Source organism: Thermotoga sp. SG1 (assembly GCF_002865985.1).
In the GTDB taxonomy this organism is placed as follows: domain Bacteria; phylum Thermotogota; class Thermotogae; order Thermotogales; family Thermotogaceae; genus Thermotoga.
The window spans coordinates 475,052-487,841 of the sequence record NZ_LNDD01000003.1; the positions used below are offsets into that span (position 1 = coordinate 475,052).

Consider the following 12,790-nt stretch of genomic DNA (forward strand, 5'->3'; position numbering starts at 1 on the left):
CGTATCACCCTATCCCAAGCATCTGTCTTATTTTGGTCAAGAAGTTCTCTTTTCGAATGGGCTCTCTCAGGATCTTTTCTCTGAGACCATATATCGCAAAAGACGGTTGAGATCTTCGGTGATGCTGAACGAACGGCTCCTGTGAAACCACACTCTTGTGAACCACGGGATCTTCTTTCACCACAAAGGAATGTTTTATCGTGAAACCAACGAATCTCTCGATCACCCTCTTCAGTCTGTCCACAGCGATTCTTCCCTCTCTCATGTTCTTTGCCATGTTCATGACGAGGAAAACTTCTTCTGGAGAGACTCCCTTGACGGACAGAATTTTCATCAGTGTGTAGGTGTTTATGATGGAAGTCGGCTCCGGCGTTGTCACGAGGATGAGGAAGTCAGACTGAAGGTAGAAACTGTCCAGGTTTTCGTTGTACCCCGGGGGAAAATCTACTATCAGATAATCGTATTTTTTGAGAAGTCTGGAAAAGCAATCGAAGAAACGCCTTCGATCGCTCAGATTGAAAAGGAGAAGATCCTCCATATCAATTCCAAAACTGAGAACATCCACACCGTATTTTGTGCTGAAAACGATATCCTCGATCTTCATATCGGATTTGAAAAAATCTTTCAGTGTCTTGGGCGCCATGAAACCAAGAAGGATCTCGACACTTCCAAACCCCACATCTGCGTCCAACAAAAGCACATTTGCTCCTGTTTCTTTCAGAGCCAGAGCGAGGTTGACCGCTATTACGGATTTCCCCACACCACCTTTTCCGCTGAGAACACTCACTATCTTCGGTTCACTCTTTCTGAGATGTTCCGCCTGATCCGGCACAGCTTAACACCTCACTGGTCACGATCCTTGCAAGTTCCACGGAATTTGCTTCGAAGATATCGTCCGGCACTCTCTGACCGTTTGTTACAAAGGCGATTGGAATGTCTGTGATTTCTGAGATGTTCACAAAAGTGCCATAAACGGACGTTTCGTCCATCTTCGTGAGAATCAGATGCGTGGGTCTCACCACAGAGAATCTCTCCAGAATTTTCTTCATGTCGTCCAGTTTGTAGTTCATGGCGACGACCAGAAACGTGATGTTCGGCTTCACAGCCTCTGCCAGGGCTTTGACTTCGCTCATTTGAAGATCGTTCTGATGACTCCTTCCAGCGGTGTCGACGAGAAGAACGTCGTAATCTTTCAGTGCCATCATTTCGTATTCTGCTTCCTTCGGTGTGTACGCTATCCTCATTGGAATATCCATTATCTCCGCGTACGTCTTCAGCTGCTCGGCTGCGGCTATTCTGTAGGTATCCAGTGTGAGTATCGCCACACGCTTTTTCTCTTCTATCTTGAACCTTGCGGCGAGCTTTGCAAGTGTCGTTGTCTTTCCAACCCCAGTTGTTCCAACGAAGAGAACCCTTACATTCTCAAATTCCGGTATTCTCGTTCTTATGATGTTGGAAAACTGCTCAGAGAGAACTTTGAAGGTTTCCTTCGAGTCGGGATCCAGATCACCGTATTTCATCTTCAAAAACTCCACTATTTTGTGTCTGATTTCCGGTATTATCTCCTGTTTTTCCATACCGTAGGAGATCTTCGACAGCCCTTCTGGAAGGGTCTGGCTCTTCTCTTTCACAAGGATCTGTTTGATTTCGCTTATGGTCCTCTTTATCTCGTCGAACTCGTCCTTAATATTATCGTCCAAACTTCGCCTGTTCTTTATCAGGATCTCCTGTAGTCTGTAAGTGGAAGCGTTTTCTACCTTCTTTTCCTCTTCTTTTTCTTCCACGGCGGCGGTTATCTCGAAGTACGTCTTTCCTCCTATTCCGAAGAATCCACCTTTTTTTATCCTACGAGAACTCAAGATAACGGCGTTCTCTCCAAGTTCCCTTTTTATCATCATCATCGCTTCTCTGATACTCTCAGCAAGGTATTTCTTTATTTTCACAGTTTCACCACACCTTCAATCTGGAGGGTGTAATCGTCTGGTATTTCATCGTAGGAGATCACGAAAACACCAGGAACACTCCTTGCTATGTACCTGGAAAGGTACGGTCTGATGCTGGAAGAACAGACCACAACCGGTTGATATCCTTTTTTCATCAGATCACTCAGGGCGGCAGATATCCTGTTCATGAGTTCTCGTGACACCTCTGGATTCAGAAGAAGTTCCCTTTCTTCCCCCACATCCCTTATCGATTCGGTGAGTTTCTGTTCCAGTTCCCTTTCGAAGACTACCGCGTGTATTTTACCGTCATCGGAGCGCACCTGAGAGGCGATTTGCCTTTTCAGGGCCTTTCTCACACTTTCCACCAGGAAATCTATGTCTTTGCTCTTTTCTGCGCTTTCCAGAAGCGTTTCGAAAATGGTCGGAAGGTTCCGAATGGAAACACCTTCTTTCAGGAGTCTCTGCAGGACTTTTTTCACCTCGGCTGGTTTCATAACGTCCGGTATGAGATCTTCAACCAGTTTCGGGAACTTCTCTTTCAGACCTTCAACAAGGAGTTCGAACTCTTTGACCCCAAGCAGTTCATCGGCGTGTCTTCTCAGTACTTCAGAGAGGTGTGTGGCGAAGACGGTGGGAGGATCCACCACGGTGTAACCCTTCTGCTGGGCTTCTTCTTTTCTCCACTCTTCTATCCAGTACGCCTCAAGGTTGAAGGCGGGTTCCCTGGTTGGTATGCCGGGTATTTTCTCCTCAGCGATCCCAGGATTTATAGCGAGGAGCCTGTTTGGTATCAGCTCATAACGGGCAACTTCACTTCCTCTTATCTTTATGGAGTATTCGTTTGGTTTCAGAAGGACACTGTCTCTCACCCGGATGGGAGATACCACAAGACCTAATTCGAAGGCAAGCTGTTTTCTTATGGATGTGATCCTGTCGAGGAGGTCACCACCCTGGGATGGATCGGCGAGGGGAATCAGACCGTATCCGATCTCTACCTCAACGGTGTCGCTCTGTATCACCTCAGCCACCTCTTCGGGGGTTGACAGTACAGGACCACTCGGTCTTTCCGCGGGTGATGGCCCTGCGAGTTCCTCCTGAGGAACGGCCCTTGAGGCATAGACTGCTAGCAGGATCAAAGCCCCTCCCAGAAGGGCACTGAAAAACGGAATGGGAGTGAAAAGTCCCAGAAAGATCAAAACACCGCCCGTGAGAATGATGACCTTCGTTTCGCGGGAAAGCTCCGACACCAGATCTTTCCCGAGGTTCTCCTTCGATGCCGCCCTGGACACTATGATACCGGTTGCTGTTGAAACCAGCAAAGCGGGTATCTGGGCAGAGAGTCCGTCTCCCACTGTGAGGATCACGTATTCCTGTGCCGCTTCCCCAAGACTCATACCGTGCCTCAAAACACCGATGAGAAGCCCACCAACTATGTTGATGAAAACGATTATGATACTCGCTATGGCATCCCCTCTCACGAACTTACTGGCACCATCCATAGCACCGTAGAAATCCGCTTCTCTTCTTATCTCCTCTCTTCTTTTCCTCGCCTCCTCTTCCGTGATCAGGCCACTGTTCAGATCAGCGTCCACGCTCATTTGCTTTCCTGGCATGGCATCGAGGGTGAACCTCGCCGCCACTTCTGCTATCCTCTCGGCACCCCTTGTGATGACCACAAACTGGATGATGACCAGTATCAAAAACACTATCAATCCCACAACGTAATCTCCTCTGACCACGAAATCCCCGAAGGTCCTTATGACTCTTCCCTGAAACTGGGGGCCTTCCAGAAGGATGAGCCTCGTTGAAGCCACGTTGAGGCCCAATCTGAAGAGTGTCACTACAAGAAGCAATGTCGGGAAAGAAGAAAGTTCCAGTGCGCTTCTTATGTACATCGTGGAAAAAAGGATTATCATCGAAAGGGTTATATTGAGAATCTGAAAGAAATCCAGCATTCTATCTGGAATTGGAAGTACCATCAAAAGCACGATGGCCACTATCATCAGAGAAACCACGATATCGACGTTTTTCAAATTCTCACCCCTTTCCTCGTGTAAACGTAAACGAGTATTTCTGCCACTATCCTGTAGAATTCCACCGGTATTTCTTCACCTATTTCCACCCTGTAATACAGTGTTCGGGCAAGAGAAGGATTTCTTACGATTGCAACTCCGTTTTCCTTTGCAATCTCGATGATCTTCAGGGCCAAATGGTCCACACCCTTTGCCACCACAATCGGTGCGTTCATCGTGTCGGGATCGTACTTCAGAGCGACAGCAAAATGTGTTGGATTGGTTATCACAACGTCAGCTTTGGGAACCTCCTCCATCATCTTCCTCCGTAAGATATCATACATCATTTGTCTTTGCCTTCGCTTCACCTCGGGATTTCCCTCTACTTCCTTGAACTCGTCTTTCACTTCCTGCTTCGTCATTCGAATGCTTTTTTCGTAGTCCCATCTTTGATAAGCGTAATCGAAAATGGCCAACGCGAGAAGGGCTATACCACTCTTCAGAGAGACTTCAGATGCCACATCCCAGAGGTTCAGAAAGGCGTCCTCCAGTTCCATGTCGCTCAAAAGGACCATCTCGTACCAGCGATTCTTCAGTACTTGATAAACGACAGCACCGACGACCACCACCTTCATAACGGCCTTCAAAAGCTCGATGATGGATCTCAGCGAGAACAATCTTTTGAATCCTTCCACCGGATTTATCCTGTTCAGATCGGGTCTGAGGGTTTTGAATGCAAGAAGAAACCTAGTCTGAATTGCCCCAACCAGAACTCCGGTGGCCATGGTGAAAAGCATAAGGGCTCCAATCATCAAAAGAACATCTTTAAAATATCCGATAGCATCCAGAAGGTTTTCTGTTTTTTCAAAGGAGAAAAAGGCATTGACATCCTGTGCAATATTCATGATTCCCTGCGGGCCAAATATCTTCAAGCCGACAGCAAATATGAGGAAGGTGATCGCCATGTTGAGTTCCCTCGAGACGGGAACCCGGCCTTCCTCTCTCACTCTTCTTCTTTTTCTTGGAGTAGCGCGTTCTGTTCGTTCGGCTTCAGCGAACAGCAGAGGAACTATTTCCCAAGAAGCTCTTGAATAGCGTTCCAGGCAAGATTCGAAATACTCTGAGCCATATCTGCCCATATCGGTAACATCCCCGCTATAAGAACAAAACCTATTATCACTTTCAGAGGTAGTCCAACCATGAAGACGTTCATCTGCGGGATGAGCCTAGAAATGATTCCCAGTACGATGCTAACGATGAGCATGAATGCGATGATGGGAATTCCGATTTTTAATATCATCACGAAGAATTCGTTCGACTTTTCCACAATATAGGAGAAGAAATCTTTCCTTAGACTCACAATATCCACAGGAAAGACTTTCAAAGAGTCCTTCAAACCTTCAAAAATCAGAAGGGGTCCTTTTATGAGCACAAAAACGGTAAGACCTAAAAAATATATCAATTCTCCTGTGGGATTTGTTTGTTCTTCTCCGAACGCGAGAACCTCTTCCATACCAAATCCCATCTGAAAGCCAAATATGTAGCCTGCTCCGTTGAACGCTTGAAGGAAAAGATACACGATGAATCCTAACCCAAAACCCACTAGGAAGTTGAACAACAGATTCAATGTTATCGTTAGAACGGGTGTATCGAGTGGCAAACTCAGGTCCGATGAATAGAGGGTCAACCAGCTCGTAAAAAGCGCAAGAAAGACCTTTACGACGACTGGAAAGGTCCTTTCGGAGAAAAAAGGAGATATCACAAAAAAGCCTGTAAATCTTGTGAACAAACACATCCACGCAAGGAACTTTTCCTCCAAAAAGGCGAATACCTGATCCAAGATTACACCCCGAGGATCTTCTTTATGTTCTCCTCAAATGGGGGTCTGATAACCCCTTTTTCCGTTATTATTGCCGTTATCAAGGAATTCTCTGTGACATCGAAAGCCGGGTTCAGAACCTTCACACCTTCAGGGGCGACTCTGTTTCCACCGCAGTGGGTTACCTCCTCTGCCCTTCTTTCCTCTATTGGTATTTCATCACCGCTCTTTATCGTAGGGTCTATCGTCGATATCGGTGCAGCCACATAGAAGGGAACGTTGTTCCTTTTCGCCAAAACAGCGAGAGAGTAAGTTCCTATCTTGTTTGCGGTGTCTCCGTTCAGGGCGATTCTATCAGCTCCCACCACAACAGCATCAATCATTCCTCTTTTCATGAGCCATCCTGCCATGTTGTCTGTTATTACGTAGACCTCTATACCGTCTTTCATGAGCTCCCAGGCGGTCAGCCTTGCTCCCTGAAGATACGGACGTGTTTCGTCGGCAAACACCCTCACGCGCTTTCCGGCTTCCACTGCGGCCCTTATCACCCCAAGAGCCGTGCCATAGTCCACTGTTGCGAGGGCTCCCGCGTTACAATGGGTGAGAACGGTCGAACCATCTTCTATGAGTTTTGCTCCGTTTCTGCCGATTGCTCTGTTCGTTTCTATATCTTCGTACGCCATTTTCAAAGCCTCTTCTTCGAGGATTTCCCCAAGATTTTCATTTTGAAGATTTTCAAGGAGAACTTTCTCCATCCTGTTCAGGGCCCAGAACAAGTTCACGGCCGTGGGTCTGGTTCGAGATAAAACTTCCTTCACCCGTTTCATCCATTCCTTCAGATCCCCTGAACGATACTCTCTGAACCCCAGAACGTATCCGAAAGCAGCTGTGACACCTATGGCGGGTGCTCCTCTGACGATCATCTCCTTTATCGCGTGTGCGACCTCTTCGTGTGTTTTGCATTCCACGTACTCCTCGACGAAGGGAAGTTTTCTCTGGTCCAGCAGTCTCAATGAGTTTCCTGTCCATTCCATCGTTTTTGTCTTCAATTTCATTCTTCGCTCCCTCCAAGTTTTATTTCTATATGACTGTTCTTCTTGAACTCCTCAAACGTTTTGTTGAACCAGTCGTTCCAGATCTGTGTCTTCTTATCCAAGAGCAGTTTGTTGATGATTTCCTCTTTCACCTCTTCGAACTTTTTGTAAGAGGAAGCCCTCTTTTCTACAACTTTGTAGAGCACAAAACCGTCTTTCGATTCGAACGGGCCAAGTATAGCACCTTCTGGCGCCTCAAAGATGACACTTTCCAAATCCTTTTCAAGTTCTCCCTCTTCGATCCAGCCCAGGTCTCCTCCTGTTGCCACCTTTGTTGCGACCTCAAGGAAATCTTCTCCCTTTCTGATCCTTGAGAGGGCTTCATCGATTTTCCCTTTTTCTTCGGCGGAGATCTTATAGAGATGAACGGCAGCCGGTACTCTGTACGCTTCTTTGTTCTGGTTGTAATAATCCTGGGCTTCCTCAACCGTCACCGTTGCATCTTGGGTGATCTTTTCCTGAAGCCTCTGAAGCGAAAGCTGGGTTTTCAGGTGCCACTTGAGGCGCTTTTTGAACGTTTCAAGATCACCGTAACCTGCGCTCTGAAGGAATTTATCCAGATCTTCAAGGGTTATCCCCATCGACTCCACCGTTTCTTTCAACCTTTTTTCGACCTCTGCACTCACCTCTTCATCTGTTACACCGACTCCTTCTTTTCCTGCCAGTTGTTGTATGAGAAGATCATCTATCAGCGAATTCAAAACCTCTATTTTGTATTTCAAAAGGAGTTTCAATCCCTCTTCGGTCCCTGTGAGAACGTTGAAGAACCTCATATCGATTTGTGCGATACTCTTGAGGATGCCATTTATATCCGCTTCGAGTTCGAGAAGATCCGAAGTGATCGGCTGGTTGTTGACGACAGCAACCACCGTGCTCGATGTGGTCGTTGCCTGTGAGAAGAAGGTAGCCGTTGTTACCAGAAGAATTACGAGGAAAACCTTTTTCATTCCTCATCTCCTCCTTTCGCCTTGTTCCAGTATTCATCCAGTTCCCTCAAGGACAGTTCCTCCAGCATCAGTCCATCCCTTTCTATCATCTCCTCCATCCTCCTGAACCTCTCCACGAACTTTCTTGTGGCCTTTCTGAGGGCAGATTCGGGATCGACCCCGAGAAACCTGGACAGATTGACTATGGAGAACAAAAGATCGCCGAGTTCTTCTTCTGCTTCATCCGTATTTTTTGCCTTTCTGAGTTCTTCAAGTTCTTCTTCTATCTTCTCGTACACTCCCTCGATGTCGTCCCAGTCGAATCCCACCTGTGCAGCGTTTTCCTGAATTCTTCTTGCCATGGAGAGGGCAGGAACAAGGGGGTTTATCTCTCCAACCCTCGATGATTTCTTCTTTCCTTTCTCCTGGGCCTTTATATCCTCCCATTGTTTGTAGGAATAGGCGGGACTGTCTCCAAAGACGTGGGGATGGCGTCTGATGAGCTTGGATTTCAGGTGTTCAACCACATCGTCTATGGAGAAGGCATTTCTCTCTTTTGCTATCTGAGAGTGGAACACCACCTGGAGCAAAACGTCTCCGAGTTCTTCTTTCATCGTTTCGTCATCTTTTTTATCGATCGCTTCGATCAGTTCGTAACACTCTTCGATGAGATAGGGTTTCAGACTCTCGTGGGTTTGTTTTCTGTCCCACTCGCAACCCTCCGGGGAGCGAAGCTTCTCCATGATGGACACGAGTTCTTCGAAGAGTTCTCCCGTTTTTCCCATTTTAGAACCTCCTCTTCAAAAGCACGATTTCTACCCTGTCAGAGACATCCTCCGTTCTGTCTGCAATATCTCCTATGCTTCTGATGAGTTCTTTCGCTTCAAGTTTTGTACATCTGTCAATCTCCATTTCAAAGAGCTTTCTCAGTGCGTCCCTTTCCATCAGATCTTCCTCGTGCTCGTACCTTTCAACCTCCAGAACGTAATCTCCTACCTTGTCCATCTCTTCGAAGAGATATTTCAGTGCCATCTTCAACGATCTAAAAGCCTTCAGAGAGTAATCCATCTGCTTCAGGACGAGATCCTTTATCTCTGAAGGAATCTCAGGCTTTTGAAGAGCAAGAATATCTGCCACGTATTCAGCTTTGTTTGCAACCTTGTCCAGAGATTCTATCAAACCAAGGAGGTCTCCACGGAAATTCGGCAGGAAGGCACCACTGTACATCTCCAGTTCGGTCTTTCTTCTGAGTCTGTCCGCTTCACTCTCCAGCCTTTGGGCACGCTGATAGAGAACGTCAATCTCATCCGATCCCTCCAGGAAATTTTTCAGCAGATCGAACACGCAAACCAGTGTTTCCTCAACCTTGTCCACGTGTTTGAAAAAGAGTGAGATTATGTCCGACTCTTTCTTTCCCGAAAGCCACACCTTCTCTCGCCTCCAGAAGACCCAGTATCCTGTCAAAACGTTCCCTTGAGATGAGTTTCTTTTCAAGAAAATCCTCAAGCCTTTCTCTGGAAAGATTCTCCAGAACCGGTCTGAAACTCATTCTGTGGACGGGAAGAACTCCGTGAAGACGGATTTCGTTCAGATGATCCTTCGTGGCATAACCCTTGTGTTTGTGGAAAGAAAACTCAGGATACAGATCGTGCAACTTCTCCATCAATCTATCTCTGACCACCTTGGCGATGATGGATGCCGCTCCTATGAGTTTGCTCTTTCTGTCACCGCCGACTAGACAAGCACCAGGAACACCCAGATCCAATCCTTTTCCGTCTATGATCACGAAAGAGGGTTTCACAGGAAGATTCTCCAACGCTCGGTTCATAGCCATCTTTGTGGCGTTGAATATGTTCTGAAGGTCTATCTCCTCCGGTGTGGCCATACCGATCCCAACGGCTGCCTTTTCCATTATCTCATCGAACAGCCTTTCCCTCATTTTCGATGTGAGGAGTTTGGAATCGCACACTTCCTCTATATCGTACTCCAGAATGACGGCAGCAGCCACAACTGGGCCCGCCAGACATCCTCTGCCGGCTTCGTCTATCCCCGCGACCACACCGAACTCTCTTCTGTAAAAATCATCTATCTTCACCACGTGTTTCCCTTCCCCTGTAATAAGGAGCCGGAACGTAACTGACAGAGGGTCTTTTCGGCTCGGATTGTTTGTAAAGATCCATCAGATCGTACACTTTCTGTGGCATATCGGTTCTCACCTGCAAACCAAGTTCCCTCAATTTTTCAACGGTCAAAGGATAATCGTGTGTCCAGTTTCCTTCACAGAGCTTTTCTGCTATTTCCTTTGCTTTTTCCTCTGGCATCTTATCTTTCAGGATTTCTGTGACCAATTCCTTTATCTGTCTTATCGCTTTCTCGGCTATATCGGCCAGAATCAGCGTCTGATCATCAACTTCGTTCACATCTTTCTTCTCGACGGCGGCGAGAATGGAAGGTGCTGGCATGTTTCCAATCTGGGGATCAAGAGGTCCAAGGACGGCGTTTTCATCCATGACAACTTCATCCGCTGCAAGCGCTATCAGAGTTCCTCCAGACATAGCGTAGTGCGGAACAAAAACGGTAACCTTTCCTTTATGCTTCTTCAGCGCCCTTCTCAAAACTTCTTTAGAGTCTTCTATATCTATGTATCGCCTCACCGGAAAACCAAAGAAGCTGATGGATTCTGTTCTGTGAATTAGTGTGATCACACGGCTGTTTCTTTTCTTTTCGAGAGACCTTATAAGTGCCTCTCTTGCCGACTCGAGAGCAGAGTTCCTCAGAAAGGGAATAATGAGAGAGAAAATGAAGATCATCCAGAATATCTGAAAGATCAGGGTACCGATATCGAGCACGGTCGACACCTCCTGAGATCCATCGTGTACAATTCTATCACATAATAAAAAATGCGGGCTCTTTCGAGCCCGCCAAAGCCGTGGGGGGTGTATCTCAAGGGGGATAGGGGGGTCAACTTTCATCTTCCAGTCTTCATTGTAAATGTAACAGGTTAAGAGAACATTCTAATTTCTTTCCTAAACGGGTACTGTATTTTTAAAATATTATGAAGTTCTGTCAGGAATTTTCCTTTGTCTGTTTGTATGACTGTTGTACCGCGAGAGAGGTTCAAAATGATACAATAAAGAATCGTAAGCTAATGTATGGAGGGATGTCATGCTGTTTTATCTTTTACCCTCGCTCTTTCTTGGATGGTCCCTTGGTGCGAACGACGCGGCGAACGTTTTCGGTCCTTTTGTTGGATCTGGTCTCACTCCCTACAGAAGAGCCACGATCGTGGCATCCATTTTCGTTGTACTCGGAGCGGTGATGGGTGGAGCAAGAGGTCTTCAGAACATAGGTTCGCTCAGCACCTCTGACCTGGCTGCCTCCAGCATCTCTGTTCTCTGCGGTGCTCTAACCGTGACGATCATGACGAAGTTTGGAATACCGGTTTCCACATCCCAGGCAGTGGTTGGAGGCATATTAGGAGCAAACCTTTCCACGATGGGAATCCAGGGAATTGATTTTCCTGCTCTGGTGAAGATATTCATCGTGTGGTTTCTGACGCCAACGGGAGCACTGGTTTTAAGTCTGATCTTCTATCTGGCTTTTTCGTACATCTTTCGAAAGATCCCAAGCGTTCAGATGCAGGACAGAGTCATAAAGGTTTTCGCATGGGTCTTCGGAGCATACGGTGCTTTTTCGCTTGGTGCAAACAACGTTGCAAATGTGACAGGAGTGTTTGTAGAGAAACTGCTTACCATTGAGCGGGCAGCCTTTCTTGGTGGTATCAGCATCGCCTTTGGCATCCTCACCTACAGTAAAAACGTGATGATGACTGTCGGGAAGAAATTAATAGAGTTAGATCACTTTACATCTCTTGTGGCGGTTCTTTCTCAAGCAGTAACTGTCTGGATTTTCAGCCTAGTGGGCATTCCCGTTTCTTCCTCTCAGGCTATTGTAGGGGCCGTTCTGGGAGCAGGGTACGCGAGGGGAATGAGGTTAGGAAACAAGAAAGTTTTAATCCGGATACTGAGCGGATGGTTTCTCACTCCCGCTGTCTCCGGTGTTTTTTCTTTTTTTCTGACCGGATTTCTGATAAAATAACAGGCGATAAATCACATTCGGGAGGTAGATCCTATGACATTGCGTATGAAGGTTTTTGTGATCATACTGGTCGTTCTGGCGGGGCTTGTTGTTAGTTTTTACCTCATATACCAGAGTGTTTCCAGGGCTGTTGTTGATGCGGTCAAAAAGAACGCGGAGGTTCAGATCGATGTTCTCTCCAATTACTTCGCCGAAAAGATGAACAAGTACGTGGAAAGGGCACGCGCTTTAACGCAATCGATGGAGGCTCAGCTTCTTGACACTTACTCTATGGCTTCCAACATGGTCAAACTGGTGAAAGAGGCTTCCAATACGATTCTTGCGGGTCTTACTTTTGAAGAAATGACTGGTTCTGGCTACATCGCCACCGCAGATGGCCTAGAGCAGATAGATTCCTCCTCGACCATCTATCAGAAATACATGAGCTTTGTAAAAAGTTCGGAGAGTCCGTACGTCGTTGTGCCAGATACCTTCAAGGACAAACCCGTTCTTGTTGTTCTTGCTCCACTTGGTGCCTTCGGCGCGGGGACACTCGGTGGAGTTGGTTACGTGATAGACCTTTCTGAAGGAAGAGACTTCTGGGATACAGTGGTCAACGGTGGAAAGCTCGGAGAAAGCGGCTACGGCATACTTGTATCTGGGGATGGGAAAGTACTGATTCACAAAGACATGGGAAACTTCATGAAAGACGTGAAAGAACTTGGGGAATTCGAGAAAGCGTTCAATGAAGCAAAGAGTGGAGGGGAAAGGTACGTAGAGTACGAATACGACGGAGAGAAGAAATACACAGTTTGGGCAAAAGTACCTGGATACGACTTTTACATCTTCTCGACAGGATACCTGAGCGAACTACTTTCAGAAGGAAGGAAAGCGACCTTTGGAACGATAGTGACGTACG

General features: G+C 46.8%; 13 protein-coding genes. 2 read left to right on the forward strand and 11 right to left on the reverse strand.

Going from position 1 to position 12,790, the window contains the following annotated elements; genetic code table 11:
* Positions 1-4: 4 nt before the first annotated feature.
* The 11 genes from AS006_RS05335 to AS006_RS05385 are packed head-to-tail and all read right to left on the reverse strand — an operon-like array spanning position 5 to position 10,643.
* Entirely contained in the window at positions 5-832 is an 828-nt protein-coding gene (locus tag AS006_RS05335; protein ID WP_101513302.1) for a MinD/ParA family protein, read from the reverse strand.
* Positions 798-1,943 (reverse strand): flagellar biosynthesis protein FlhF, encoded by a 1,146-nt coding sequence (flhF, locus tag AS006_RS05340; RefSeq protein ID WP_101513303.1) that lies wholly within the window; start codon positions 1,941-1,943, stop codon positions 798-800. The genes AS006_RS05335 and flhF overlap by 35 nt, the downstream gene beginning before the upstream one ends.
* A complete protein-coding gene (flhA, locus tag AS006_RS05345; protein WP_101513304.1) occupies positions 1,940-3,976 on the reverse strand; it encodes a flagellar biosynthesis protein FlhA in 2,037 nt (678 codons plus the stop codon). Before flhA ends, flhF begins: the two co-directional genes overlap by 4 nt.
* Entirely contained in the window at positions 3,973-5,094 is a 1,122-nt protein-coding gene (gene flhB, locus AS006_RS05350; RefSeq protein ID WP_101513305.1) for a flagellar biosynthesis protein FlhB, read from the reverse strand. The genes flhA and flhB overlap by 4 nt, the downstream gene beginning before the upstream one ends.
* Complete coding sequence (gene fliR, locus AS006_RS05355) at positions 5,025-5,795, reverse strand: flagellar biosynthetic protein FliR (protein ID WP_199167399.1); 771 nt, start codon at positions 5,793-5,795, stop codon at positions 5,025-5,027. The genes flhB and fliR overlap by 70 nt, the downstream gene beginning before the upstream one ends.
* A gap of 2 nt (positions 5,796-5,797) precedes the next feature.
* Complete coding sequence (gene mtnA / locus AS006_RS05360) at positions 5,798-6,829, reverse strand: S-methyl-5-thioribose-1-phosphate isomerase (protein WP_101513306.1); 1,032 nt, start codon at positions 6,827-6,829, stop codon at positions 5,798-5,800.
* Positions 6,826-7,815, reverse strand: coding sequence for a peptidyl-prolyl cis-trans isomerase (locus tag AS006_RS05365; protein WP_101513307.1), 990 nt, complete (start codon positions 7,813-7,815; stop codon positions 6,826-6,828). The genes mtnA and AS006_RS05365 overlap by 4 nt, the downstream gene beginning before the upstream one ends.
* Positions 7,812-8,579, reverse strand: coding sequence for a nucleoside triphosphate pyrophosphohydrolase (gene mazG, locus AS006_RS05370; protein WP_101513308.1), 768 nt, complete (start codon positions 8,577-8,579; stop codon positions 7,812-7,814). The genes AS006_RS05365 and mazG overlap by 4 nt, the downstream gene beginning before the upstream one ends.
* Before the next feature lies 1 nt (position 8,580).
* Complete coding sequence (locus AS006_RS05375; RefSeq protein ID WP_101513309.1) at positions 8,581-9,222, reverse strand: TIGR00153 family protein; 642 nt, start codon at positions 9,220-9,222, stop codon at positions 8,581-8,583.
* The gene (locus AS006_RS05380; protein ID WP_199167414.1) at positions 9,155-9,889 is read right to left on the reverse strand and encodes a ribonuclease HII; all 735 of its coding nucleotides are present in this window, start codon (positions 9,887-9,889) and stop codon (positions 9,155-9,157) included. The genes AS006_RS05375 and AS006_RS05380 overlap by 68 nt, the downstream gene beginning before the upstream one ends.
* On the reverse strand, positions 9,876-10,643 hold the full coding sequence (locus AS006_RS05385) for a hypothetical protein (protein ID WP_233185644.1): 768 nt from the start codon (positions 10,641-10,643) through the stop codon (positions 9,876-9,878). Before AS006_RS05385 ends, AS006_RS05380 begins: the two co-directional genes overlap by 14 nt.
* 316 nt (positions 10,644-10,959) lie before the next feature.
* Between AS006_RS05385 and AS006_RS05390 the strand changes: the two genes are divergently transcribed.
* Positions 10,960-11,892, forward strand: coding sequence for an inorganic phosphate transporter (locus AS006_RS05390; RefSeq protein ID WP_101513311.1), 933 nt, complete (start codon positions 10,960-10,962; stop codon positions 11,890-11,892).
* Positions 11,893-11,925: 33 nt separating this feature from the next.
* The coding region (locus AS006_RS05395) for a cache domain-containing protein (protein ID WP_255408705.1) at positions 11,926-12,790 on the forward strand (865 nt) is incomplete at its 3' end.